The 25538-nt window shown below is 61.0% G+C and carries 26 protein-coding genes; 12 read left to right on the top strand and 14 right to left on the bottom strand.

Annotated features, from left to right (window positions below):
• Nucleotides 1-28: 28 nt before the first annotated feature.
• From FFI16_RS00455 to FFI16_RS00445, 3 genes are all read right to left on the bottom strand, one after another.
• Nucleotides 29-2779, bottom strand: coding sequence for a TonB-dependent receptor (locus FFI16_RS00455; RefSeq protein ID WP_138813744.1), 2751 nt, complete (start codon nucleotides 2777-2779; stop codon nucleotides 29-31).
• 164 nt (nucleotides 2780-2943) lie between these two features.
• Entirely contained in the window at nucleotides 2944-3942 is a 999-nt protein-coding gene (locus tag FFI16_RS00450; protein ID WP_138813743.1) for a FecR family protein, read from the bottom strand.
• A 63-nt stretch (nucleotides 3943-4005) separates the two neighbouring features.
• On the bottom strand, nucleotides 4006-4527 hold the full coding sequence (locus tag FFI16_RS00445; protein ID WP_138813742.1) for an RNA polymerase sigma factor: 522 nt from the start codon (nucleotides 4525-4527) through the stop codon (nucleotides 4006-4008).
• 208 nt (nucleotides 4528-4735) lie between these two features.
• Here FFI16_RS00445 and aroQ point away from each other — a divergent pair, with 208 nt between their 5' ends.
• Entirely contained in the window at nucleotides 4736-5185 is a 450-nt protein-coding gene (gene aroQ, locus FFI16_RS00440) for a type II 3-dehydroquinate dehydratase (RefSeq protein WP_138813741.1), read from the top strand.
• Complete coding sequence (locus tag FFI16_RS00435) at nucleotides 5182-6030, top strand: shikimate dehydrogenase (RefSeq protein WP_138813740.1); 849 nt, start codon at nucleotides 5182-5184, stop codon at nucleotides 6028-6030. The genes aroQ and FFI16_RS00435 overlap by 4 nt, the downstream gene beginning before the upstream one ends.
• 31 nt (nucleotides 6031-6061) lie before the next feature.
• On the opposite strand, the gene FFI16_RS00430 is transcribed toward FFI16_RS00435, so the two are convergent.
• Complete coding sequence (locus FFI16_RS00430) at nucleotides 6062-6727, bottom strand: TetR/AcrR family transcriptional regulator (RefSeq protein WP_138813739.1); 666 nt, start codon at nucleotides 6725-6727, stop codon at nucleotides 6062-6064.
• An 80-nt stretch (nucleotides 6728-6807) separates the two neighbouring features.
• Nucleotides 6808-8709, bottom strand: coding sequence for a 3-dehydroshikimate dehydratase QuiC (gene quiC, locus FFI16_RS00425; protein WP_138813738.1), 1902 nt, complete (start codon nucleotides 8707-8709; stop codon nucleotides 6808-6810).
• 211 nt (nucleotides 8710-8920) lie between these two features.
• Here quiC and FFI16_RS00420 point away from each other — a divergent pair, with 211 nt between their 5' ends.
• Nucleotides 8921-10255 carry an MFS transporter gene (locus tag FFI16_RS00420; protein ID WP_138813737.1) on the top strand — a complete coding sequence of 445 codons (1335 nt, stop codon included), beginning with the start codon at nucleotides 8921-8923 and terminating at the stop codon, nucleotides 10253-10255.
• A 1-nt stretch (nucleotide 10256) separates the two neighbouring features.
• Here the strand turns inward: FFI16_RS00420 and FFI16_RS00415 are convergent, their stop codons facing one another.
• Nucleotides 10257-11135, bottom strand: coding sequence for a DMT family transporter (locus tag FFI16_RS00415; protein ID WP_017139333.1), 879 nt, complete (start codon nucleotides 11133-11135; stop codon nucleotides 10257-10259).
• 185 nt (nucleotides 11136-11320) lie between these two features.
• Here FFI16_RS00415 and FFI16_RS00410 point away from each other — a divergent pair, with 185 nt between their 5' ends.
• The 3 genes from FFI16_RS00410 (at nucleotide 11321) to FFI16_RS00400 (ending at nucleotide 13784) form a co-directional block, all read left to right on the top strand.
• Nucleotides 11321-11737 carry a membrane lipoprotein lipid attachment site-containing protein gene (locus FFI16_RS00410; RefSeq protein ID WP_138813736.1) on the top strand — a complete coding sequence of 139 codons (417 nt, stop codon included), beginning with the start codon at nucleotides 11321-11323 and terminating at the stop codon, nucleotides 11735-11737.
• A 172-nt stretch (nucleotides 11738-11909) separates the two neighbouring features.
• Nucleotides 11910-12797 (top strand): neutral zinc metallopeptidase, encoded by an 888-nt coding sequence (locus FFI16_RS00405; protein WP_138813735.1) that lies wholly within the window; start codon nucleotides 11910-11912, stop codon nucleotides 12795-12797.
• Nucleotides 12798-13784: an alpha/beta hydrolase gene (locus FFI16_RS00400; protein ID WP_138813734.1), complete on the top strand. Its 987-nt coding sequence runs from the start codon at nucleotides 12798-12800 to the stop codon at nucleotides 13782-13784.
• A gap of 147 nt (nucleotides 13785-13931) precedes the next feature.
• Here FFI16_RS00400 and FFI16_RS00395 read toward each other — a convergent pair whose 3' ends face one another.
• The 3 genes from FFI16_RS00395 to FFI16_RS00385 are packed head-to-tail and all read right to left on the bottom strand — an operon-like array spanning nucleotide 13932 to nucleotide 15993.
• On the bottom strand, nucleotides 13932-14519 hold the full coding sequence (locus tag FFI16_RS00395) for an HAD family hydrolase (protein ID WP_138813733.1): 588 nt from the start codon (nucleotides 14517-14519) through the stop codon (nucleotides 13932-13934).
• Nucleotides 14516-15385: an acyl-CoA thioesterase II gene (gene tesB, locus FFI16_RS00390; RefSeq protein WP_017139338.1), complete on the bottom strand. Its 870-nt coding sequence runs from the start codon at nucleotides 15383-15385 to the stop codon at nucleotides 14516-14518. The genes FFI16_RS00395 and tesB overlap by 4 nt, the downstream gene beginning before the upstream one ends.
• Nucleotides 15386-15423: 38 nt before the next feature.
• A complete protein-coding gene (locus FFI16_RS00385) occupies nucleotides 15424-15993 on the bottom strand; it encodes a GNAT family N-acetyltransferase (protein WP_138813732.1) in 570 nt (189 codons plus the stop codon).
• A gap of 76 nt (nucleotides 15994-16069) precedes the next feature.
• Here FFI16_RS00385 and FFI16_RS00380 point away from each other — a divergent pair, with 76 nt between their 5' ends.
• Together FFI16_RS00380 and FFI16_RS00375 are read left to right on the top strand one after the other, a co-directional pair.
• Nucleotides 16070-16990: a histone deacetylase gene (locus tag FFI16_RS00380; protein ID WP_017139340.1), complete on the top strand. Its 921-nt coding sequence runs from the start codon at nucleotides 16070-16072 to the stop codon at nucleotides 16988-16990.
• 171 nt (nucleotides 16991-17161) lie between these two features.
• A complete protein-coding gene (locus FFI16_RS00375) occupies nucleotides 17162-18388 on the top strand; it encodes a TIGR03862 family flavoprotein (RefSeq protein WP_138813731.1) in 1227 nt (408 codons plus the stop codon).
• 123 nt (nucleotides 18389-18511) lie between these two features.
• On the opposite strand, the gene FFI16_RS00370 is transcribed toward FFI16_RS00375, so the two are convergent.
• A complete protein-coding gene (locus FFI16_RS00370; protein WP_138813730.1) occupies nucleotides 18512-19849 on the bottom strand; it encodes a DEAD/DEAH box helicase in 1338 nt (445 codons plus the stop codon).
• 63 nt (nucleotides 19850-19912) lie between these two features.
• Nucleotides 19913-20809 (bottom strand): drug/metabolite exporter YedA, encoded by an 897-nt coding sequence (yedA, locus tag FFI16_RS00365; protein WP_138813729.1) that lies wholly within the window; start codon nucleotides 20807-20809, stop codon nucleotides 19913-19915.
• Nucleotides 20810-20969: 160 nt separating this feature from the next.
• On the opposite strand from yedA, the gene FFI16_RS00360 reads away from it, so the two are divergent.
• From FFI16_RS00360 to FFI16_RS00350, 3 genes are all read left to right on the top strand, one after another.
• Nucleotides 20970-21425, top strand: a complete 456-nt coding sequence (locus tag FFI16_RS00360; RefSeq protein ID WP_138813728.1) for an Lrp/AsnC family transcriptional regulator — start codon at nucleotides 20970-20972, stop codon at nucleotides 21423-21425.
• Complete coding sequence (locus FFI16_RS00355) at nucleotides 21415-22113, top strand: cyclase family protein (RefSeq protein ID WP_138813727.1); 699 nt, start codon at nucleotides 21415-21417, stop codon at nucleotides 22111-22113. The genes FFI16_RS00360 and FFI16_RS00355 overlap by 11 nt, the downstream gene beginning before the upstream one ends.
• Before the next feature lie 198 nt (nucleotides 22114-22311).
• Nucleotides 22312-22620 carry a DUF3077 domain-containing protein gene (locus tag FFI16_RS00350; protein WP_138813726.1) on the top strand — a complete coding sequence of 103 codons (309 nt, stop codon included), beginning with the start codon at nucleotides 22312-22314 and terminating at the stop codon, nucleotides 22618-22620.
• A gap of 49 nt (nucleotides 22621-22669) precedes the next feature.
• Here FFI16_RS00350 and FFI16_RS00345 read toward each other — a convergent pair whose 3' ends face one another.
• From FFI16_RS00345 to FFI16_RS00335, 3 genes are all read right to left on the bottom strand, one after another.
• Complete coding sequence (locus tag FFI16_RS00345; RefSeq protein WP_138813725.1) at nucleotides 22670-23281, bottom strand: PolC-type DNA polymerase III; 612 nt, start codon at nucleotides 23279-23281, stop codon at nucleotides 22670-22672.
• 42 nt (nucleotides 23282-23323) lie between these two features.
• A complete protein-coding gene (locus tag FFI16_RS00340; RefSeq protein ID WP_138813724.1) occupies nucleotides 23324-23800 on the bottom strand; it encodes an NYN domain-containing protein in 477 nt (158 codons plus the stop codon).
• A gap of 118 nt (nucleotides 23801-23918) precedes the next feature.
• A complete protein-coding gene (locus tag FFI16_RS00335) occupies nucleotides 23919-24689 on the bottom strand; it encodes a DUF2076 domain-containing protein (RefSeq protein WP_138813723.1) in 771 nt (256 codons plus the stop codon).
• A 180-nt stretch (nucleotides 24690-24869) separates the two neighbouring features.
• Between FFI16_RS00335 and FFI16_RS00330 the strand changes: the two genes are divergently transcribed.
• Nucleotides 24870-25529, top strand: coding sequence for a YciC family protein (locus tag FFI16_RS00330; protein WP_138813722.1), 660 nt, complete (start codon nucleotides 24870-24872; stop codon nucleotides 25527-25529).
• Nucleotides 25530-25538: the final 9 nt, after the last annotated feature.

Below are 25538 nucleotides of genomic sequence, written 5' to 3'. Positions count from 1 at the left end.
CCCTTGATCAGGTGCATCAGCGCACCGATCAGAACTTGTATTCCAACATCCCGCTCAGGGTTCGCCCGCGCGCCAGGCTGAGGTTGTTGGCGTCGCCCATGGCGACGAAATAGGCTTCATCGGTGGCGTTTTCCAAGGCCAGCGCAATGTTCAGGTGATCGGTCATCCAGTAACTGGCGTACAGGTCGTAGAGCGTGTACTGCGGCCACATCGCCTGGTCCATCAGCTCGTAACCCTGCTGATTGAGGTTTTCGCCATTGCCCGAGCTGTAGCGCACACGCACACCAGTATCCAGACGCTTGTCCAGGAATCGCGCCCCCAGCGTCAGCGAGCCGCGATCGGCAGGCATATACGTGGCGTTGCCCATGATTCGCCCGCAGCTTTCCTGGTTGTTGGCGACGTTGTCGTCGAGCACTTCATAGGTGGTGACCGGGCGAATGCCGATGCGCCCGTTCGGCAGCGTGAAACGCTCCAGGCGCGTGGTGCGCGGCCCGGTGGTCTTGGCACCGCCCATGTAATAGTTCTTGGAGCAGAACTCATTGCTGCCAATCATGTGGGTGTAACTGAGGTTGGCGTACGCCCGGCCCATGTCGTAATTGAGTTGGTATTCCACCCCGCGAAAGCGCGTCGGGTTGGTGTTGTTGACGTAGGCCATGGTCCCCAGAAACCCGCCGGACTGGGTTTCCGGCAAACTGACGCTGGTATTGAGGAAGGAGAAGTTCTCAATGCGGGTATCGAAGTACGCCACCTTCATGCCCAGGCGGTCATCACTGAACAACAGCCCTTCTTTGAAGACGTTCATGCCCACTTCCCAATCCCGCGACTCTTCAGGCTTGAGGTACGGGTTGGGAAACACGCGCTCCCCGGAACCGCCACCGTGCGGGCGGCCCGTCATGAAGGTTTCGGTGACGGCCGGCGGGCGCCAGCCTTTGCCCCAACGGGTATAGAGTTGCAGCCAGTCCACTCCCGGCTTGACCGCGATGCCGAAGGTCGGCGAGAACTGCCCTTCTTCACGGTCCACATCGAACACCTCCGACACACGCTTGGCGCCCACCAGGCTGCTGAAGAAGCGATCACGCCGATACAGGGTCAAGCCGGTCTGGCCTTCCAGCCGATAACGGTCGTAACGCAAGCCAGCGTCCAGGGTCAGCCAGTCGCCGTATTCGTATTGCAGGTTGTTGAACAGGCTGGCGATGGTGCGCTTGCCACTCGGCGTACTGCCTTCGGCATAGGGCAGCAGGCCGAGGTTGTTGACGGCTTCGACCTTGTTGGTGCGTGGCTTGAACTCGTCCTGATACATCTCCACGCCGTAGTTCCAGCTCAGATGCCCGCGCTCGCCGAAGTCAAAACGCGAGGTGTTGTCGCCCTGCAGCCCCCAGGTGTCCGTCTCGAAATGATCGCTGTAGGCACCGACGTAGTTACCCGTGCCCGGCGTCGACATGTTGGGCGAATTGGCACGGTCGAGCTGGGTGGTGACGTAATAGACCTTGGCCTTTAGATCGATCAGCGGGTTATCCGGCGTATAGCTGTAGTCCAGCGCGAAGTTCTTGGCATTCAGGTTGTTTTTGCTGACGCGACGGTAGTAGACGCTCTGCAGGTCATCGGCGATGTAGGCCCAGGAATCGTTGCTGTCGCTGTCGCTTTCCAGGTAGCTCAGTTGCACGCGCTGGTCGTTGGGCAAGTTGAGACCGAACTTGGCGATCTGCGAGCGGGTGACGCTGCCCATGTCCCCGACTTCGCTGTTCAACCAATCATCAAAGGCTGCCGGCGCGTATTTGCGCGCACGCAGGTTGGTACCCAGCTTGTGGTCGTTTTGGGTCCCGGCGCGGTAGTTGCCGAAATGCCGCTCGCTGTAGCCCAACAACACATCACCGCGCTCGTCACCGAAGGCAAACACGCCGCTGCCATTGAAGTAGGTGCCATTGCCCAATTCGCCAATGCCGCTGCCGGCGCGAAAACGTCCGCCGATCTCTTTGCCGTCCTTGAGAAACTCACTGGCCTCCAGGGTCTTGAACGAGGCGATCCCGCCCAACACCGCCGCACCGCCCTGCCCCGACTGGCTGCCCTTGTCGATCTGGATGCTGGAGATGAATTCCGGGTCGATCAGCATCGTGCCGTTGCGTTGCTGGTGGCCGTTGACGTTGAAGTTCTGGCGCATGCCGTCGATGTTCATGTTCACGCGGCCGTAGTCCTGCACACCGCGAATGTTCACCGACAGGCCGGGGTCACGCTGGTTGACGGCGGTGTACACGCCAGCGGTTTCTTCGAGCATGTCGGCGGCGTGACGAGGCGGGCGTTTGTCGATCATGTCACGGCTGATGACGGCCACGGACTTTGGGCTCTGGTACACCCAGTCGCCGGGCTGGCCATTGGTGTTGCCGGTGATGGTGGTGGTGCCGACGGTCATGGCGCCGTCATGTTCGGCTGCCACGCGGTTGAGGGTGACCTGGCGCTCGCCGGTAAAGCGGTACTCCACCGGCGCGCCGCCGAGCAAACGGCCAAGGCCTTCCTGCACGCTGAAGCTGCCTTTGAGCGCCGTGCTGCTCAAGCCTTGCAGGCGCTGGCTGTCAAACAACACCTGCAAACCTGCCTGATCGGCGAACGCCAGCACCGCACTGCCCAGGGACTGCGCAGGAATATCAAACATCATCACCACAGGCTGGGCCGCGCCGGCTTGAGGCTGCGCGGCATACACGGGCGCCGCTGCGGCGAACAGGCCCAAGTGGATGGCCAGGGCTAACCGGCTGCCGGTGATGCGCCCCTTGGTGAGTGCTGACATGTTTGGTTTCCCTGCGCTAAGCGTATTTTTGTTTATGCGAATGCTTCTCACCTAGCAAGACGAGCGAGGCGCAGGAAGTCAGTAAGACTTTTTTGAAAGTTTTTCAGAAAGGGGCTTTTTATAGGGGCTCTGGCGAGCAGCGGGAGGTGTCTCCCGCCAGGGCATCAATAGATCAGGCTGAGGCCTGCCAGGTCCAAGCGTTGCACTTGAAGTTCCTGGGTCAAGGTCGCCAGGGCAGTGTCGAGCATGTCGAGGCGGAACACGCCGCTGACTTCGCGATCGCCCAAGGCGGCGTTGGTCAACACCACGCGGCCTGGGCGATAGCGGTTGAGTTGCTCGATGACTTTGGCCAAGGGCAGCCGGTCGAAGATCAGCACGCCGCGCCGCCAACTGGTGGCGCGCTCCACATCGAATTGATCCAGCGGCACCACGCCGTCCTGCGCGCTGTAACGCGCCGCCTGGCCTTCCTTGAGCACGCGTTCGCCCGCACCTTGTTTCGGTACGGTTTGCAGCGCGACTTCGACGCTGTGCTGCAACACGCCCACCCAGGCCTGGCGCTCATCCTCGCGCTCGACCACGAACCGCGTGCCCAGTGCACGGGTCTGCGCCCCGGCGCTTTGCACCACGAAGGGTCGGGTTTCCTCGCCTTTGATGGGTGCTACATCAAAAATCGCGGAGCCCTGGATCAGGCTGACGCGACGCTGCACGCCGTCATAGTCCAGCCGAATTGCACTGGCGGAATCCAGCTCCACCGTGCTGCCGTCGGCCAGGTGCACGGTACGGATTTCGCCCTTTTGGGTCACATAGTCAGCCTGCAAACGCAGCAATGCATCCGGCCCGCGCAGCCAACCCACGCCCGCTGCCACCACCACCAGTGCCACGGCGGCCACGCGTTGCCACGGCCTGCGCCGTTTGGGCCGACGCACCGGCAACGCTGCCGAAGGCGGGCGCTGACGCTGCACAGGTTCATCCTTATGCACGTCGCCCAAGGCTGCCCAGGTCTGCTCGGCAAACCGCAGCGCCGCTTCATGGCGGCTGTCGCAGGCGATCCACTGTCGCAGCTCGGCCTGCTCCTGTTCGGTCAGGGCACCCGCGTGCAGGCGCACCGCCCAGTCGGCAGCCGCCTCGGTAATGCTGTGCTGTTGCGGACCCTGGCTATTCACGTGTGAATCTCGAATTTTCGTTATGTAAACGCTGTGACGTCTGACGCGGGCTGTTTCGGTAATTCATTCGTCGGATGGCTTCACCTCACCGTCCTGCAAGCGCTGCATCACATAGGCCAAGGCCTTGGCCAAGTGCTTTTGCACGGAGCTGTCGGAGATGTCCAGGTGGCGGGCAACCTGGGCATGGGTCATGCCCTCGATGCGGTTCAGACGGAAAACCTGCTGGGTGCGTTCCGGCAACTCCGCCAGTGCCTGCTTCAATGCCTGTCGCTGTTGCTGCGCCATTGCCTGAGCCTCCAACCCGGCCACGTCATCTTCAATCTCGGCCAATGCCTCGTGGGGCACGGAGTCTGTCTTGCGCCGCGCTTCCTGGCGAATATGGTCGATCAGCAGATTGCTTGCCGTTCGATAGAGATAGCCCTGGGAATTGTCGATGCGCTCGCCGGCCGGTTTTTCCGCCAGGCGCAGGAAGCTCTCCTGCACCAGGTCCGCGGCCAACTGCGGGTCCCGTACCTTGCGCGCCAGATACCCGCGCAGGGTATCGGCGTGCTTGAGAAACAGGCCCTTGAGATCCACGTCCGACAAACCGACTCCCTGGAATGTTAAGGAAACAGGCGGGCATCTTAAGCGTTGTCGAGAATTATTTTCAATTGATATCTAATCTGATTGGGGTCTCAGGGTGTATCAGAATAAGAGTTCGATAATCGAACACATCCGCTGCCATCAATTGACCAAATTAACCATCCAGTACATTTTATCCGCACAACCAATAATAAGTGTGGAGAGACCCTTTATGCCGCCCATCGTGCTGGTGCTCAACGGCCCCAACCTCAACCTGCTCGGCACCCGCGAGCCCGCGACTTACGGGCATGAAACCCTGGCCGACATCGCCGCCCTGTGCGGTCGCAGCGCGGAAAACCTCGGGTTGAAAATCGAATTTCGCCAGACCAACCACGAAGGTGAACTGCTCGACTGGATCCACGGTGCCCGCGCGCGTTGCGCCGGTATCGTGATCAACCCGGCGGCCTGGACCCACACCTCCGTAGCGATTCGCGACGCACTGGTGGCCAGTGAAGTGCCGGTGATTGAAGTGCATTTATCCAATGTGCATGCGCGCGAGGCGTTTCGGCATCACTCGTTTGTATCGCCCATTGCCAAGGCGGTGCTCGCAGGCTTCGGCAGCCATGGGTATCACCTGGCGCTGGAACACTTCAGTCACAGCCTCAAAGGGTCCGCCCAATGAAACCGCGCATCCTCGCCGGCCTGATCGGCGCCGGCATCCAAGCCTCCCGCACGCCCGCCCTGCATGAACAGGAAGGCGACGCCCAAGGCTTGCGCTACCTGTATCAATTGATCGACCTGGAAGCACTGCAACTGAATATCAACGCCCTGCCCGACCTGCTGGACGCTGCCGAATTAATGCATTTCACTGGGTTGAACATTACCTACCCGTGCAAGCAAGCAGTGCTGGCGCTGCTCGATGAGTTGTCTGACGAGGCGCGCGGCATTGGCGCCGTCAACACCGTGGTGTACAAGGACGGTAAGCGCATTGGCCACAACACCGATTGCCTGGGGTTTGCCGAAGGTTTCCGGCGCAACTTGCATGATGTCGCGCGCGAACGCGTGGTGCAGATGGGCGCCGGCGGTGCGGGCGCAGCAGTGGCCCATGCGTTGCTGGCCGAAGGCGTGCAGCACTTGAGTATTTTTGACGTGGACATGGCCCGCGCCCGCGACCTGGTGGATAACCTTGCGCAGCGTTTTGGTGCCGGTCGCGCCCAGGTTGGCAACCACCTGGAAAACGCCATGGCCGAGGCAGACGGTTTGGTGAACACCACGCCCATGGGCATGGCCAAGCTGCCCGGCACGCCGGTGCCGCCTGCGCTGTTGCGGGCCGAATTATGGGTCGCGGAAATCGTGTATTTCCCGCTGGAAACCGAACTGCTGCGCAACGCCCGCGCCTTGGGTTGCCGTACGCTGGACGGCGGCAATATGGCAGTGTTTCAGGCAGTGAAGGCGTTTGAATTGTTCAGTGGCCAAACGCCGGATGCGCAACGAATGCTGGCGCACTTTCAGAGCATGAATAGCTGACTGCCGAAACCGAATCAAAAAATGTGGGAACTTAAGCCTGCAAGTAGCGCATCACCGACTCACAAATCATCTCCCGATGCCGCTGTTTAACCGCTTCATCCGACAGTTCGATCTGAAAGATCTCACTGAATGTGTGGCGGTTGGACACCCGGTAAAAGCTGAATGAGTTGATCAGCAGGTGCACATCCAGCGGCTCCAGCCCTGCGCGAAACAGCCCCATCTCGGCGCCGCGCCGCAATGTGGCGCCCAGCGCTTCGAGGATGTTGCTGTTCATTGCCTTGATCGAATCCGAGCGCTTCACGTATTCCGCGTTGTGGATATTTTCGATGCTGACGATGCGCACGAAATCCACGTTCTGGTCGTGGTGGTCAAAGGTGAATTCCACCAGCCGGCGGATCGCTTCACGCGGTTCCAGGGCCGTGAGGTTCATGCGCGTTTCGGTGTTGCGGATGTCGCCGTAGAGTTTTTCCAGCACCTCGACGTACAACTGTTCCTTGCTGCCGAAGTAGTAATAGATCATGCGTTTGGAGGTGTGGATACGCTCGGCGATCGCATCCACGCGCGCGCCGGACAGGCCCTGCTGAACAAACTCGACGATGGCTTCCTGCAGGATGTTTTCGCGGGTCTTTTCCGGGTTGTTCTTGCGACTCTTGCGCGGTGTGTCTGACACAGCGGAGAGGTCGGGGGTCAGGGTCATGGTGCGCTCACGGCCATTTGTGTTGTGCAGACGGCGATTATGGGCCGAGGCGCTTCCCGAAGGAAGCACCTGGCCGGCCGTTATAAACGCGCCTGACGTGCCGCGCCGCTGCGCGATTTGGCCATCGCCGCCAGGCGCACCGCCACGTTGGCCGCGCCATAACCGGCATAACCGTTTTTACGCTGGATGATCTCGAAGAAAAACCGCCCTTCAAACGCCTCGGTGTACACATGAAACAACTCACCGCCCTGGGCGTCACGGTCGTACAACACGTTGTAGTACGCCAGTTCGCTGAGGAACTCATCGTCGAAATCAAACCGTGCGGCCAGGTCGTCGTAGTAGTTGAGCGGGATATCCAGTAACGGCACGCCGGCCGCTTTGGCCCGGCTGACCTCCGCGAAAATGTCCGCGCAGTCAAAAGCAATATGGTGCACGCCCGAACCTCGATAACTCGACAGCGCGTGGGAAATCGCCGTGTTGCGGTTCTCGGAAATATTCAGCGGCAAGCGGATCGAGCTGCACCGGCTGCGCAACGCTCGGCTTTTCACCAGGCCATAAGGGTCGGGCAGCACCACTTCGTCATCGGCTTCGAAATCCAGCAGGCTCTTGTAGAACAGCACCCAACTGTCGAGGCTGTCGGCCGGCAAGGCCATGGCCATATGGTCGATGCGCAGCAGGCCGCCGCTGGACGCCGTTGCCGCTTGCAAGTTGAAGTCAGTGTCGTACAGCGCGCCCTCGGCAGGGTCGACCAGATAAATCAGGCTGCCATCTGGCGCACGTACTGCCGCCAGCTCCAGCTCGTTAGGCCCGACCAGCCCGCGATACGGCTGGCCTTTGTAGGCCACGGCCCGCTCCAGCGCCTTGGCGCTGTCCTTGACCCGAATCGCGGTAGCGCACAACGACGGGCCGTGGGCTTCGAAAAAGTTATGGGCAAAGGAATAGGGTTCACAGTTGAGGATCAGGTTGATATCCCCTTGGCGCAGCAGGCTCACACTCTTGGAGCGGTGCTGGCCTGCCTTGACGAACCCCAGGCGCTCCAGCCAGTGGGTCAGCTTGGCACCGAGGCTTTCATCCACGGCAAACTCGAGGAACTCGATGCCGTTGTATTCACTGGCCGCCGGGGTATCAAACAGAATATCGACGGGCTGGGCCGGCGCTTGCTGCTGGAGGCGTTCACGGGTTTTCTCCTCCAGGTACAGCAGCGAACGCAAGCCATCCGCCGCATTCGCGCGGGTAGGCGCGGCGCGGAAACCATCGTTGAAAATCTCCAGGGACAACGGCCCGGTGTAGCCACTCTTGATGATCGGTGCGAGAAAACCTGCCAGGTCAAATTCGCCCTGCCCCGGGAAACAGCGGAAATGCCGGCTCCACTCGAGCACATCCATGGCCAGGATCGGCGCGTCGGCCATCTGCACAAAGAAGATTTTATCGCCTGGAATGTCGGCGATGCCGCTCGGGTCGCCCTTGAGCGATAAGGTGTGAAAACTGTCGAGCAACACGCCCAGGCTTGGGTGATCGACCTGGCGCACCAGGTTCCACACCTGCTGCCAGGTGTTCACATGCTTGCCCCAGGCCAGCGCTTCATAGCCGATACGCAGGCCACGGCGGCCAGCGTGCTCGGCCAGCAAGCTGAGGTCATCGAGCAAGATGCGCTCATCGCCCACGCAATCCGCCGAGGCATTACTGCACACCAGCACCAGGTCGGTGCCCAGCTCCTGCATCAAATCGAACTTGCGCTCGGCGCGCTCCAGGTTGCGCGCCAGGCGGTCGCGGCGGCATCCTTCAAAGTCGCGGAACGGCTGGAACAAGGTGATGGCAATGCCCAGGTCGGCGCACATCTGCCTAACTTCCCGCGGGCTGCCGTCGTAATACAACAGGTCGTTCTCGAAGATCTCGACCCCGTCGAACCCGGCAGCGGCGATGGCTTCGAGCTTTTCCGGCAGGGTGCCGCTCAAGGAAACGGTGGCAATGGAACGTTGCATGGGGCGACTCCCGGCAGTTGTTATTTGCAGCAAATTATTGGCCCCTAGCCTACACGCAGCAATTAAAATGTACGAACCGGTTAGTTTTTTGTGCGATTACCGAACACTATGCCCTGTTGGCGAATTGACGACTTTTTAACCACTGCGCACCATCGAACCTGCACCAAGACCCAGAACACACCATAAAAATTTCAAAAACGGGTACGACCTCATGCCTTCGCAAAACTCCGCCCTGGCCGCGCGCCCGGGCAACCCGCACGCCGGCATCGGCGACAAAATCCGTGGCGCCATGGCCGTGGGTAAAACGCGCTGGGGCATGCTGGCCCTGGTGTTCTTCGCCACCACCCTGAACTACATCGACCGCGCCGCCCTGGGCGTGATGCAGCCGATCCTGGCCAAAGAGATGAGCTGGACGGCGATGGACTACGCCAACATCAATTTTTGGTTCCAGGTCGGTTATGCCATCGGTTTTGTGTTGCAAGGGCGGCTGATTGACCGCGTGGGCGTCAAGCGCGTGTTCTTCTGCGCCGTGCTGTTGTGGAGCCTGGCCACCGGCGCCCACGGCCTGGCCACCTCGGCAGTGGGCTTTATGGTCTGCCGCTTTATTCTCGGGCTGACGGAAGCCGCCAACTACCCCGCCTGCGTCAAGACCACGCGGTTGTGGTTCCCGGCCGGCGAGCGCGCAGTGGCCACCGGCATCTTCAACGCCGGCACCAACGTGGGCGCGATGATGACCCCAATGCTGCTGCCGTTGATCCTGCACGTGTGGGGCTGGCAGGCGGCGTTCCTGTGGATGTCGGCACTCGGCGCGATCTGGCTGGTGTTCTGGGGGTTGAAGTACTACAACCCGGAAGACCACCCGACGGCCAAACAATCCGAATTGGACTACGTGCAACAGGAAGCCGAACCCGAGCAACCGAGCGTGCCGTTCAGCCGCATCCTGCGCATGCGCGGCACCTGGGCCTTCGCCCTTGCCTACGCAATGACCGCCCCGGTGTTCTGGTTCTACCTGTATTGGCTGCCGCCGTTTTTGAATCAGCAATACAACCTGGGCATCAACGTGACCCAGATGGGTATTCCGCTGATCATCATTTACCTCACCGCCGACTTCGGCAGTGTGGGTGGCGGGATCCTGTCGTCATTCCTGATCGGCCGGGGGATGAATGCGATCAAGGCGCGGTTGTTGTCGATGCTGCTGTTTGCCTGCTGCATCGTCGGCGTGATCATGGCTGCCGGCTCCAGCCAACTGTGGGTTGCAGTGTTCGCCATCTCCTTGGCGATCGGCGCGCACCAGGCCTGGACCGCCAACATCTGGAGCCTGGTGATGGACTACACGCCCAAGCACATGATGAGCACGGTGTTCGGTTTCGGCGGCATGTGCGCGGCCATCGGCGGCATGTTCATGACCCAGATCGTCGGGCACATCCTCACCGTGACCAACAACAACTACACCGTGTTGTTCACCTTGATCCCGGCGATGTATTTCATTGCGCTGACCTGGATGTACTTCATGGCGCCGCGCAAGATTCCCAAAGTCGACGTGTAACTCACCGCCGCCGCTGCTGCCAGGCAGCGGCCAGCCCGCTCATGCAGATCACCCCGATGCCGACCACCGTGGTCACGTCGGGGGTATGGCTGAACACCAGCCAACCCAACAACCCCGCAAATACGATCTGGCAATAGCCGAACGGCGCCAGCAAGGCCGGCGCCGCAAAGCGGAACGCCTGGGTCAGCATCAAGTGCGCCGTCATGCCGCAGGTGCCCAGCGCCAGCATCAGGCAGGCATGCCACAGCGTCGGGACCTGCCAGAAGAACGGCACCAGCGCACTCATCACCAAGGTATTGCACAGCCCGGCAAAGAAGTTGCTGGTGGTCGGCGTGTCGTATTGGCTGAGGATGCGCGTGAGCAGTTGGTAGAAACAGAAGAACATCGCCGAACACAGCGGCAGCAATACCGCAGGCGTAAACAGTTCGCCGCCGGGGTGGATAATGATCAACACACCGACAAACCCGCAGATCACCGCCAGCCATTGGCCACGCGTGACGTGCTCGCCGAGCAAGGGCACTGACAGCGCCGTCACCAGGATCGGCGCCAGGAAGTTCACCGCCGTGGCTTCCGCCAACGGGATGTAGTGCAGCGCCGCGGTAAAAAACAGACTGGTGCCCAACAGGCACAAAGCACGCACCACCTGCATGCCCGGCCGCTTGCTGCGCAGCACCCGCAAGCCGGATTGCGGCAGGAATATCCCGGCCATCAGCAAGGTGTGCACCAGGTAACGCGCCCACACCACCATCACAATCGGGTAGAACCCGGCCAGGTACTTGGACAAGGCGTCGTGGCTGGAGAACAGAAACGTCGCCAGCACAATCAGCAGGATGCCTTTGAAAGGATGGTTGACGCCGGAAAGCGGTGTGCTGACAGTCATTGAATTCTCTTGCATGGTGGGCTGAACGCTTTGGCACTCAACCCGGTAATCTAGCAGCCGGGCTTGCGTCTGCCCCAAGAGCATAACCAAACACCGTGCGAACAGCGCACTAATTCATGGGTTTCGAGTCCAACGCTGCACGTTCACCGTCGCGTTGCACCCTTTTTAACCAAGGCCATGTCGCTATGAAAAAAACACTCTTTGTTCTTTCTGCCCTTGCCCTGCTCACCGCGTGTAACAAGGAACCCCAGGAAGCGCCTAAACCCGCACCGGCTTCCGTGCAAGCCACGCTGGTGCCGGCAACCCCACCGACCGATAAATGGGTCGGCAAATGGATCGGCGTCGAAGGCCTGAACCTGACCATCGCCAAGGACGACAGCATCGGCCGTGGCCACTACCTGCTGACCATGCAATACGGCCTTGATGCCGACGACTCCGGCACCTTCAAAGGCGAAGCCAATGAAGACGGCATCAGTTTCACCCGCCCGGACGGCCCGCAACAGCTGAGCGCCGGCGACGGTGAAGCCACTGGCCTTAAATGGCTGGCGGATAAAAAGGACTGCCTGATCGTCGACACCGGTGAAGGTTACTGCCGCGACTGAGGCGGCAAACCTGACATAACTTTCATCTGGCGCCCCTGCCGACACGGCCTGACAGCAGCGATACTAGGCAGCTCTCGTTGCTTGTCGGACAGCCGGGCTGGCGCCATGCCCCTGCACCAACAACACTGCTCTTATCAATAAAGAGCGCAGGCTTAACGAGAGGACTGCACCCATGCTATGGAAAAAAGGCCGACGCAGCGACAACGTGGTGGACGCCCGCGATGACAGTGGCGGCGGCGGTGGCGGCATGCGCTTTGGCGGCGGCAAGGGTCTGAGCCTCACGGCGATTGTGCTGATCGTCGGCATTGGCTGGCTGACCGGCCAGGACCCGATGCAGATCCTCGGCCAGTTAAGCGGCCAAATGGAGCAAGCGCCGCCGGCGAGTACGCAGGCGCGCCAGGCGCCGCCGGCCAATGATCAACAGGCCGATTTCGTGCGCGCCGTGCTGGGCGATACGGAAGACACCTGGGGCCAGGTGTTCAAGGAAAACGGGTTGGCCTACAAGAACCCGAAACTGATTCTGTTCCGTGGCCGGGTCAATTCCGCCTGCGGTGGCGCCACCTCGGCCAGCGGCCCGTTCTATTGCCCGGCTGACCAACAAGTGTATCTGGACCTGGATTTCTTCCGGGAGATGTCGCAACGCTTCAAGGCTTCGGGCGAGTTCGCCCAGGCGTATGTGATTGCCCATGAAGTCGGGCACCACGTGCAAACCCTGCTGGGCATCTCGGCCAAGATCCAGGCCGCGCGCCAGCAAGGCCGGCAGATGCAAGGCGATGGCGGTTTACTGGTACGCCAGGAACTGCAAGCCGACTGTTTCGCCGGCGTGTGGGCCAACCGCGCGCAAAAACGCCTGAACTGGCTGGAGCCCGGCGATATTGAAGCCGCACTGAATGCGGCCAACGCCATTGGCGATGACCGTTTGCAGCAACAGGGTCAAGGCCGCGTAGTGCCGGACTCATTTACCCACGGCACCTCCGCACAGCGGGTTCGCTGGTTCAAGACCGGCTTCGCAGAGGGCCAGATCACTCAATGCGACACCTTTACAGCCAAGAGCCTTTAAATGAATAAACGATTGGGATTGCTGCTTAGCGCATTAGCGATGTGTTCCACCGTCACCTGGGCCGCCAAGAAAGAACATGGTGTCAAGGTGGTCAGCCCCGATCGTTTCCAACTGGATGCCGGCGCCTTGAGCCTGGGCTTGAGCCAGGATTGGCGTCAGCCGCTGCCCAACGTCACCCGCGCGCTGATCATCGTGCATGGTCGCCTGCGCAATGCGCAGACCTACCTGCAAAGCGGCGAAGATGCCGCCCAGCACGCGGGCGTTGCGGCCAATACCTTGGTGATCGCGCCGCAGTTTCTGAATGAGTTGGATATCCAGCGCAACCACCTCGACAGCCAAGTGCTGCGCTGGAATCACAACGACTGGATGGCCGGCGACCCGTCGACCGGCCCAGGCCAGGTCAGCTCCTACGGCGCCCTCGACCAGATCATCAAGCACCTGGGCAACCGCAAGCTGTTCCCGGCCTTGAAAGAAATCGTGGTAGCCGGCCATTCCGGTGGCGGCCAGGTGGTGCAGCGCTTCGCCCTCACCGGCCACGACCACCCGATGCTGCAAACCGAGGGCATCAGCCTGCGTTACGTGGTGGCTAACCCATCGTCCTACGCCTACTTCACCCCGCAACGCCCGGTGAAGTTTGATGTGGCCAGCTGCCCAGGCTTTAACGACTGGAAGTACGGCATGCAAAACCTGCCGGATTACGCCAAAGGCCAGAGCGCGCAGCAGCTTGAACAGGTTTACGTATCACGCAACATCACCTACCTGCTGGGCCAGCAAGACACCGACCCGAACCACCCGGCGCTGGATAAAAGCTGCGAAGCCGAAACCCAGGGCGCGTACCGCCTGATTCGTGGGCACAACTATTTCGACTACCTCAAGCAGCGTCATCCGCAACTGACGCAGAAGCTGGTGGAAGTGCCAGGGGTTGGGCACGACGGCGACAAGATGTTTACCTCGCCTGAAGGCGAGAAAGTGCTGTTTAGTCAGTAACTGACAAAACCGGATCAAAAATGTGGGAGCTGGGTTGTGTGGGAGCTGGCTTGCCTGCGATAGCATCACCTCGGTATGGCTGACAGACCGAGGTGTCCGCATCGCAGGCAAGCCAGCTCCCACACAAGCCCGACCAAGGTGTCTGGGTTAGAGCATTCGGCGCAACGCCGCACAATCTGCCGCATGCCAATCCGCCAGTTCCGGCCACGGGTTCTCCGGTAGATTAACCAACACAGTCCTGGTCCCCGCGGCTCGGCCGCAATCCAGGTCAAAGCGGTAATCCCCGACCATCACCATCGCGCTCGGCGCTACCTGCCAGGCAGTCGCCAACTTCAGCAACCCACCCGGATCGGGCTTGGGCGGCGCATCATCACGCCCCAGCACATCCTCGACGGCAAAGCAGTCTGCCAGGCCAATCGCTTGCAGGGTGATATGCGCCAACTCGCGCGCATTGCGCGTCAGGATGCCTAGATGATAACCACGCCCGGCCAGCTCGCGCACCAACTCCACCGCGCCAACAGCAGCAACCGAACCCACGGCCAGCTCGCGCTCATGCTCAAGCAACCAGGCATGTTTGGCCGCTGCCACATCCGCAGGCAATGCCGCCAAGTGCGTGAGAATGTCGTCTTCAGGTGGAATATCAAGCGCCACGCGAATCGCGGCAAAATCATGCACGGCCACCGTGAGGGTGCCGTCCATATCAAACACCCAATGTTTAACGTCCGACAGGCTCATGCCCAATCCTTGCGATGACGAATCAGCCCTTCCTGGGTCACCGAAGCCACCAGTTGCCCGGCGCGGTTGTACACGCTGCCCCGCGAGAAACCACGGGAATTACCGGCCCACGGGCTGTCCATGGCGTAGAGCAGCCAGTCATCGGCGCGCAGGTCGGCGTGGAACCACAACGCATGGTCAAGGCTGGCGACCTGCATGTCTTTCTGCCAAACCGTTTTGCCGTGGGGCAGCAGCGAAGTGGTCAGCAGGCCAAAGTCCGAAGCGTAAGCCAGCAGGTATTTGTGCAACGCCGGCGAATCAGCCAGCGCGCCGTCAGCACGGAACCACACGTATTTGACCGGATCGGACGGCTGCGGGTTGAACGGGTCTTTTTCGGTCACCGGGCGCACTTCGATCGGCTTGGGGCACAGCAGCTTGTCGCGCATGTGCTCGGGGATCAGGTGTGCACGTTGCTTGGTCAGTTCCAGCTCCGACGGCAGGTTTTCCGGGCCGACCACCACGGGCATGGTGGTCTGGTGCTCGAAGCCTTCCTCGTCATACTGGAACGAGGTGGTGCAGGTGAAAATCGGGTTGCCTTTCTGGATCGCCGTGACGCGGCGCGTGCTGAAACTGCCGCCATCGCGCACGCGGTCCACCGAATACACCACGGGTAGCGCTGCATCGCCAGGGCGCAGGAAATAGCCATGCAGGGAATGCACGTGGCGCGCTTCCTCTACGGTCTGGCTGGCGGCCGACAGCGATTGGCCCAGCACTTGGCCGCCGAACAGTTGGCGAAAACCCAGGTCCTGGCTGCGGCCGCGAAAGAGGTTTTCCTCGATCGGCTCCAGGGTCAGCAAGTCCACCAGATCTTCCAAAACTTGGCTCATAGAGCAACTCCTACAATCAATAGGGCATTCCGGGCTGCTTATCCATGCAGCGTGTCCAACCATTGGGCGCGGGTGATGCGGTACAACACATGATGGCGCAGCGGGTCATCGGCTGCGACCTTGGGGTGTTCAAAATCTGCCTGGGGATCGTAATGCATACCGATGGCCTGCATGACTTTTTGTGATGGCAGATTGGCTTCGGTGGTGAAGGAGAGAATCTCGTCCAACTGCAGGCGGTCGAAACCACAGCGCAGTGCGGTCCACGCCGCTTCACTGGCGTAACCCAAACCCCAATGCTCACGGGCCAGGCGCCAGCCAATTTCTACCGCCGGGGTAAAATCGGCCTCGAAGTTGACGTTTTGCAGCCCGGTGAGGCCGATAAATTCGCCGGTATCCTTGCGCTGCAAGGCCCAAAAGCCAAAGCCGTATTCGGCAAAATGCCCGCGAATACGGCCGATCAATGCCGCGCTTTCCAAGTGGCTCAGCTTGGCCGGGAAATAACGCATCACCTGCGGGTCGGCGCACATGCGTGCAAACTCCGTCAGGTCGCTGTCGCGCCATTGGCGCAGCACCAGCCGTGCGCTTTCCAATTCCAGTATCGGCTCCATGGGTCCCCCTCCCTTGCCATGTGCGTGAGTGTACAGCGCTGGTAAGATCCGTCGCAGGTTCCCGTCAGAAAATCCCATGCCTTTGCCATTGATCTACCACGATGACTACAGCCCTGAGTTCCCGGCGGACCACCGGTTCCCCATGGACAAATTCCGCCTGTTGCGTGACCACCTGGTGGACAGCGGCCTGACCCAGGACAGCCACTTGCTGCGACCCGAGGTCTGCCCCGCCGAGATTCTGGCCCTGGCCCATGAACCTGGGTATATCGAGCGCTACATGAGCGGCGAATTATCGCGCGAAGACCAACGCCGCCTCGGCCTGCCCTGGAACGAAGCCCTGGCGCGGCGCACCGTGCGTGCAGTCGGTGGCTCAATTCTCGCAGCAGAAAAAGCCCTGGAACACGGCCTGGCCTGCCACCTGGCGGGCGGCACGCACCACGCCCATTACGACTACCCGGCGGGCTTTTGCATCTTCAATGACCTGGCGGTGATCAGCCATTACCTGCTGGCCAGCGGGCGGGTCAACCGCGTGCTGATCTTCGACTGCGACGTACACCAGGGCGACGGCACCGCGCGCATCCTGCACGACACGCCGGACGCCATCACGGTGTCGCTGCACTGCGAAAAGAACTTCCCGGCGCGCAAGGCCCAGAGCGACTGGGACATTCCGCTGCCCATGGGCATGGGCGATGCCGACTACCTCAAGGTGGTCGACGACGCACTCAACTATCTGTTGCCGCTGTACCAGCCCGACCTTGTGCTGTACGACGCGGGGGTGGATGTGCACAAGGACGACGCCCTCGGTTACCTCAAGCTGACAGACGCAGGTGTTGCCGCCCGCGATGAAAGCGTGATGCGCCACTGCCTGGGCCGCGACATTCCAGTGATGGGCGTGATCGGCGGCGGCTACAGCAAAGACCGCCCGGCCCTGGCCCGCCGCCACGGCATCCTGCACCACAGCGCACAACGGGTGTGGGCGTCATCAGGTTGTCATTGAGTTGTGGGCGTTACCCACAATGCCTGTGGAACGGCCTGTGGATAACTTGAGCGTAAGCCTCTAAGAGCGAGCGGCCGTATGGCTTGTAGGAAAGTGTACATTTTTTGATCAGGCAGCTACGCCGCCGTCGGGTAGAATGCTCGGCCTATTCAAGCGACCGTAGCCCTGCCCATGCCTCAGACCCCTTCCCAACACGTCACTATTATCGGCGGCGGCCCTGCCGGGCTGATGGCCGCTGAGGTCTTGAGCCAGGCGGGCGTACGGGTGGACGTGTACGACGGCATGCCTTCGGTGGGGCGCAAGTTCCTGCTGGCGGGCGTGGGCGGCATGAACATCACCCACTCCGAGGCGTACCCGGCGTTCCTGTCGCGCTATGCCGAGCGCGCACCACAGATGGCGCCGCTGTTGCGGGCGTTTGGTAGCGACGCCTTGTGCGAATGGATTCATGGCCTGGGCATCGAGACCTTTGTCGGCACCTCCGGCCGCGTATTCCCCACCGACATGAAAGCCGCCCCACTGCTGCGCGCCTGGCTCAAGCGCCTGCGCGACCAAGGCGTGGTTATCCACACCCGGCATCGCTGGCTGGGCTGGACCGTCGACGGCGGTTTACTTATCCACAGCCCGGACGGCGATAAAACTGTCCACAGCGATGCGGTGTTGTTGGCCTTGGGCGGCGGCAGTTGGTCGCGCCTGGGCTCCGACGGTGCCTGGCTCAAGTTGCTGGAAGATAAAGGCGTGCCTTACACCGCGCTGCAACCGAGCAATTGCGGCTTCGAAGTGTCGGGCTGGAGTGAGCTGATGGTCAGCAAATTCGCCGGCGCACCGTTGAAAAACGTCGCCATCGGCCTCGGGGATGACAAACCTCGGTTGGGCGAATGCGTGGTCACCGCTATGGGCATCGAGGGCAGTTTGATCTACGCGCTGTCGGCGCCGATTCGTGAAACGATCAACCGTAATGGCTCAGCGACGGTGCATATCGACCTGCTGCCGAGCAAGCCACTGGACAAGGTACAAGCCGCCTTGGCCAAGCCCCGTGGCTCGCGATCGATGAGCAAGCATTTGCACAGTCAGTTGGGTCTGGATAGGGTCAAAGCGGCGCTGTTGCGTGAATTGGCGCCAGCTGAACACTTTAATGATCCGGCGCAATTGGCGGTGGATATCAAGGCGCTGCCGCTGACACTGGTAAAGACACGGCCGATGGATGAGGCGATCAGCACGGCGGGCGGTGTGCCGTTTGAAGCGCTGGATGAGCGCTTGATGCTCAAGCAATTGCCCGGCGTGTTCTGCGCGGGGGAGATGCTGGATTGGGAGGCGCCGACCGGCGGGTACTTGCTGACGGGGTGTTTTGCCAGTGGGCGGATGGCTGGGCGGGGCGTGTTGGAGTGGCTTAAGCGCTGAGGTTTGTGGCGGACTCAAAGCAGCCTCCGCGAGCAAGCCCGCTCCCACATTTTGAATGTATTCACAGATCAAAATGTGGGAGCGGGCTTGCTCGCGAAGAGGCCTTCAGCAGCACCTCAAGACTTACTTCTTCTTACGCGGCCCAGTGTTAAACACCGGCACTTTGCGCACCGGTTTAATCGAAGGCTCAGCCGGCGCCACATCGCCACTGTCCACCCACTTACCCAAATTGCGCTTGCCGCCGCCGCCGCCCGAAGCTTTAGGTTTCTTGGGCTTTTTCGGCTTCTTCACCACCTGCCCGCTGGCATCGGTGTCCGGCACGCGGTGCTCCGGTTCAAAATCCGGCTCCATCTTGCGGGTCAGCGTCTGACGCGTGAGCATCTCGATGGCCGACAGCATGTTCACTTCATCGGCACACACCAGCGAAATCGCCTCGCCGGTGTTACCCGCCCGGCCGGTACGGCCGATTCGGTGGATGTAGTCTTCAGCCACGATCGGCAGGTCAAAGTTGACCACCAGCGGCAAGTCTTCGATATCCAGGCCACGGGCCGCCACGTCGGTGGCCACCAGAATCTGCACGTCGCTGGATTTGAAACGGTCCAGCGCGCGTTGGCGGGTCGCTTGGGGTTTGTCGCCATGGATGCCATCGGCATTGATGCCCAGGCCCTGCAACTTATCCACCAGCGCGTCCACGCCGTTACGGGTCTTGGCGAACACCAGCACTTGTTTCCAGCGACCTTTGCGCATCAAGTGCACGAACAGCTCCGGCTTGCGCTTCTTGTCCACCGGCACCACCCACTGCTTCACGGTGCTGGCAGCGACGTTGCGCGGGCTCACTTCGATGCTCAGCGGGTCGTTGAGCATCTGCCCGGCCAGTTGGCGGATTTCATCGGAGAAGGTCGCGGAGAACAGCAGCGTCTGGCGCTTTTTCGGCAGCATGCGGTAAATGTTCGCCAGCTCTTCGGAGAAGCCCAGGTCGAGCATGCGGTCGGCTTCGTCCAGCACCAGGGTTTGCAGCTGGTTGAGTTTCAGCGCGTTCTGGCGGAACAGGTCGATCAGGCGGCCAGGCGTGGCGACCAGAATGTCGACGCCCTTGCGCAGCTTCATCATCTGCGGGTTGATGCTCACGCCGCCGTACACCGCGTAAGTGGTCAGCGGCAGGTGTTGCGCGTACTCGGCGACGCTGGCGTGAACCTGCTCGGCCAGCTCGCGGGTCGGGCACAGGATCAGCGCACGCGCCGAGTTGGCAGCGACTTTCGGCCCTTCCATGGTCAGCAACTGCAGGAGCGGCAGGGCGAAACCTGCGGTCTTGCCGGTGCCGGTCTGGGCCGCGGCCATCAGGTCGCGACCGGCCAGCACCGCCGGAATGGCTTGCGCCTGCACCGGCGTCGGGGTCTGGTAGCCAAGCGTCTCAAGGGCGCGCAGCAAGGGTTCGATCAGGCCAAGTGTGGCGAAAGTCATGTGTTTACCGTAGGAAAAGTTCAGCGCCATAAGCGAGTAAAAAAAGCCGTAATGCGCCGCAGTTTACCTTATTTCCGGTTTTGGCTTACGCCACTGTGGCAGGCTGATCAATAGCACGGCACTGATGATCACCAGCATCGCCAGGGCTTCTTCCATGCCGATGGTTTCACCGACGAACACGATCCCCAGTAACACCGCGACTGCCGGGTTCACATAGGCATAGCTGGTCGCGGCTGCCGGGCGCACGTGCTTGAGCAGGTACATATAGGCATTAAAGGCAATGATCGAGCCGAACACGGCTAAATACGCCAGGGCCAGCCATCCGGCAAGCGGCGGCACAGCCTGCAGGCGTTCGCCGGTGAGCGCACTGCCCACCAACAGCAAGGCACCGGCGATGATCATTTCCGCCGCGCTGGCCATGGCACCGGCCGGCAATGGCAGGTGTTTGCTCCACACCGAGCCGAACGCCCAGGAGGCGGCGGCAAACAGCAGCAACATCGCCCCGGTCGGGCTCGATTGCAGGTTGGAGCCCATGTTGAGCATGGCGATGCCGATAATCCCCAGCACCACCCCGGCCCATTCCAGGCGGGTATTACGCGCGCCCCAGAAATAGCCGCACAGCAAGGTGAACAACGGCACCGTCGCCACCGCCAACGCCGCCACACCCGAGGCAACCCCCGCGTGCTCAGCCACCGTCACCGCGCCATTGCCGAAGGTCAACAGCAAAATGCCGATCTTGGCCGCAGCCTTCCACTGCACCCACGTCGGCGCAGGCGCCCCGCGCCAGCGCAAAAAGCCATACATGGCCAAACCCGCGACCAGAAAACGAATCCCGCCGAGCATCAGCGGCGGCCAGTATTCAACGCCGATTCGAATCACCAGGTAGGTGGAACCCCAAATCACATACAACGCAAAAAAGGCAGCGATCAACGGTAACGGAAAGCGACGTGGGCCAGGCATTGGGCGGCTCTATGGCAGGAGATGAGAGGCTTATTCTAAAAAGGCAGCACGCTAAACATAAGTTACAAAACCTGTTTAAAGCGCCCATACACTTTTCAAAACATGGTTATGAGGGCTATAACCCGTGCTTTCGAAAGCCACGCGTTACTGGAGCCTTCTCATGGACAAATACGACCGCATGCTCCTCAGCGCCCTGCTCGAAGACGGCCGCGCGTCCTACGCGCAATTGGCCCGCACGGTAAACCTCTCCGCGCCCGCCGTGGCGGAGCGCGTGGCCAAGCTGGAGGCCAGTGGCGTGATCACCGGGTATCAGGCCAAGGTGGACCTGTCCAAAATCGGCCTGCCCATCCAATGCACGATCGAACTGCGCTTGACCAATAACGGCAGCCAGAAGGTCTACGACGCCCTGGCTGAAATCCCCGAACTGACTGAATGCCATCGGGTCACGGGCGACCCGTGCGTGATCATGCAGGCGGCGGTGGGCTCGATGCCGGAGCTGGAGAATTTGATTAACCGGGTGGCGAAATTCGGCTTCAGCAAGACTTCGATTATTTTATCCAGCGCGATAGAACGGCGGGTGCCGTTGGCGCAGTTGGAGGTAAAAAATGCTGGGTAAGCACAGCAAAATCGTCAGCCTCAGCCACCCGATCACTGCGCGCATTCCATTATGGCCGGGGGATCCGCCGGTGGTATTTGAAGACGTCGCGAGCCTGGAAAAAGACGGCTATTTCCTGCGCCGCTTCAGTATGGGCGAACACAGCGCCACCCACATGAATGCACCGAACAGCTTCTATGCCGATGGCATCGGGATTGACGGCTATCAACCCCAAGACCTGGTTCGGCCTGCCGTGGTGATTGATGTGCGCGCGCAAACCCAAGGTAACCGCGACTACCAGATCGGCCTGCATGATCTTCAAGCCTGGGAAAACCATCACGGGCGCATCGAGCCAGGCTCGGTCGTGCTGATGTACACCGGCTGGCAGCACCTCTGGAACGACCCCATCGGTTTTTTTGGCGAAGATGCCCAAGGCCTGCACTTCCCGGGCATTGGCGAGCCGGCGATACGCTGGCTGTTGGACCACCGACAGATCGCCGGCGTGGGCATTGATACCCACGGGGTTGATCCGGGGCAAAGCACTGCCTTTGCCACCAACCATGCCGTACTGGCCGGCAATGGCATCGTATTGGAGTGCCTGACCCATCTGGAGCGGCTGCCGGCCAAGGGCACGACCCTCGTGATTGGTGTGCTGGGCCTGGAAGGCGGCTCGGGATCGCCGGTCTCGGTGATGGCGTTTATTCCCTGACAATGCCATCGCAGCGGTGCGATAGCATTAGTGGCATCACCGCTTCCGATTCTCTTGAAGGACATTTCCGAGCGCCATTTCATGCCTTGTTCCGGCTGAATTCGGCCGCTAGTCTTCCCCATGTCATCGGCCCTTCGATGACCGGAAGTGCAAGCCGAAATTGACGGAGGAGTGAGTTACAAGTGCCGGAGAATCAACATGGTCAAAGCAACCTCTGCCTCAACTACTACCCCGACGGACTTCCTCAGCGAAGACGCCCTCCTCAACCGCCGAGCCATCGACTACTACCTCAAAGCATCCGCCCCGGACGCGCCCAATTTTGTGCTCAATGACAACCTGAGCTTCGAAGACGCCCTCGCCCATGCGGCCGACTTGCTGCATTGCGCGGTGGAGACGGTGAATGTGTCGGGTGAGACGCTCAGTGCCCAGCAGCGGGCGGTGATGCATTTGGTGGGGATGGCCAAAGGTGTGGTGGATCGGGCGTTGGAGTGTGTGCAGCCTCGATGAGCACCGCTCCCACATTTTGAGCTTCAGTGTTCTTGGAATTGGGGTTGGCTTAGAACCCGCGGTGCTTCTTGAGGTGCTCGTTGATCTTCGCCGCCGGCACTTTCTGCAAGGTACACAGCAGCTCGTGGGAAAGTTCGCGCAAGCCGTGGGTGCGGCGCAGTTCCTGGGCCAGGTGGGCGGTGAGGTTGGCGGCCATCTCCGCATCCGCCATCGCCCGGTGAGCCTTGCCGGTGTGGGGCAGTTGGGCGAGCGCGTTCAGCGTGCCGAGCTTATGGTTGGGTGCCGACGGCATCAGGCGGCGGGCCAGCAGCAGCGAGCAGGCGAATTTTTGCAGGCGGGTGCGGCGGATCAAGCCCAGTTCAAAGTCCCAGAACCTCTGGTCGAACGCGGCGTTGTGCGCCAGCAGCGGCGTAGTGCCGACAAATTCATTCACTTCATTCATCACCCGCTCAGCCGGTGGCGCGCTGCGCAGCATCGCATTGCTGATGCCAGTGAGTTGTTCGATAAACCCTGGCACGCGCACGCCGGCATTCATCAGGCTTTGGTAGCGGTCCACGATCTGGCCGCGCTCGAGGATAACCACCGCGATTTCCGTGGCACGGCAGTGGCTGCTCGGGGTGATGCCGGTGGTTTCAAAGTCGATGACCGCTATACGTTCCAAACCTGTTCCAACTCCGTCTAACTATTGATTAAGCCGCAGCACTTATTTAAGCAGCAGCGCGCCTTCGATGGGCACGTAGCGGCTGGCGGCACGTATCAGCGAGTTGGCCGTGAGCCCCGGCACGCCGTAGGCCACGGCTTCAACGCCGTGCTTTTGGATGATGCGTTCGAGCAGCATGTCGAAATCACCGTCGCCGGAAGCCAGTACCACTTCATCGACGTGGTCGGCGGCGTCCATGATGTCGAGGGTAATGCCCACGTCCCAGTCGCCCTTGGCCGAGCCGTCGGCGCGCTGGATGTAGGGTTTGAGCTTTACCGTAAAGCCCAGGTTGCGCAGGATCTGCTGGAATTGCTGCTGCTTGCTGTCGCCACGGTCGATGGCATAGGCGTAAGCCTCAACGATCAGCCCGCGCGAGCTGATGTCCGCCCACAGCGCCGCATAGTTGAAGTGGCAACCGTAAGCCTGGCGCACGGTGTAGTAGAGGTTTTGTACATCGGCGAACACTGCAATTTTTTTCACCGCACTTCCTCATGACTGCCAGGCGCCAAGGCCCGGAAAGGTTGCCAGTATGCCAGCCATGGGAAAGTTTCAGCGAAAAATCAGCCCGGGGCGACGAAGCGCCCCGGTTGAGGATGGGTCAGACGAAGGAGTCGTCGTCGCCGAAGGAGGAGGAATCGTCGGAATAGTCGCTGTCTGCGAAGCTGTCGGATGAGTTGTCATTGCCCCAGCTGTCATTGCCGGCAAACTTCTGGTCGTCATTGCCCCAGTTGCCGTTGTCGCTGGCCGGTGCCGGTTCTTCGCGGATGATTTCTTCCACCACCTGCGGCTGCTGCGAGTTGTGGCTGAACAGGCTGCTGATGCCTTCGGCCAGCATCACACCACCGGCCACACCGGCGGCGGTTTTCAGTGCGCCGCCAAGGAAGCCACTGCCGATAGGCGCGGCGGGAGCTTGCTGCGGCTGTTGATAGTTTTGCTGCGGGGCACCGTAGTTCTGTTGCGGTGCAGGCTGGCCGAACGATGGCCGCGCCGGTTCACGCCAGCCGCCGCCCGAAGAAGGCGCAGCACTTTGTGCCGGCTGCGAGTCGCGGGAACTGCTGCCACCAAAGATGCTCGACAGGAAGCCGCCACTGCTCGGTGCCGGTTGCGCGGCCTGGGCACGGGCCTGTTGCAGCTCATCCTGCAATTGCTGGATCTGCTGCGCCTGTTGCTTGTTCTGCGCGTCGAGGCTCTTGATCGCGTGTTCTTGCACCAGGATCGACTGGGTCATGTAGTACCCGGCGGCCGGTTGGCGAGTCATGTGCTCCTTGATCCGCGCTTCGGCCAGGGCGTCGCGGGGGGCTGAGTCCGTTTCGGCTTGTTGCAACCGTGAAAACAGTCCATCGATCAGGGTTTGCTCTTCGCTGTTCATGGCGACCTCGTTAGATTGCCGGTAGAAATCATGGGCCCGCCTGTGATCAGGCGAGCTACAGCCTAGTTATGGGGGTGTTACCAGACGTTTCAATGGTCTTTACGCAAGGTTTACGTTTGCTTACCTCTCGTCATGATCGGTTAAAGTGTTGGCCTTGCTTTTAGGCCTGTGACGAACCTGATGAATCCGTTAGACGTATTGCGCGACTCCCTCCGTTTCACCCAACGCAACCTGGGCGCCATCGTCCAGCTGTGCCTGCCGTTGGTGATCCTCGAAGCCCTGCTGCAACAGGTGCTCGATCACACGCTTGGCCCGGATGCGTTCCCCGGTTACAGCGTGGTCGTCGGGTTATTGGTGTACCCGCTGTACACCGGCGCCTTGATCCTGTTTCTGGATGCGCGCACCCGGGGTGAGTCGCCCAGCACTAAAGACGTGTGGGCCATGGCCCTGGCCATGTGGCCGCGTTTCGCCCTGCTGACGGCGGTCAGCACCTTGCTGATTCTGCTGGGGCTGTCGCTGTACTTCCTGCCGGGCCTGTGGCTGATGGTGGTGCTGGCGTTTGCCGAGTACCTGCTGGTGTTGCGCGGCATGTCGGCGCTGGAGGCGATGAAGGAAAGTTTCCGCCTGACCCGTGGGCATTTCTGGCGAATCCTGGTGTGCCTGCTGTGCGTGATGACGCCGTTGTGGCTGCTCAAAGGCGCGAGCGTAGCGGCCTATCCGAACCCAGCGCCGCTGCTGGGTGTGCTGATCGACAGCGCCCACAGTTTTCTGCAACTGTTTACCAGCGTGGTACTTTTCCGTTTGTTTATGTTGATCGGTGGCGATGCCGACGCACGGTGATATGCTCCG

The organism is Pseudomonas sp. KBS0710, assembly GCF_005938045.2.
GTDB lineage: Bacteria > Pseudomonadota > Gammaproteobacteria > Pseudomonadales > Pseudomonadaceae > Aquipseudomonas.
The sequence above is the reverse complement of the archived record's forward strand: the minus strand, read 5'-3'. Positions and strand labels throughout refer to the sequence as shown.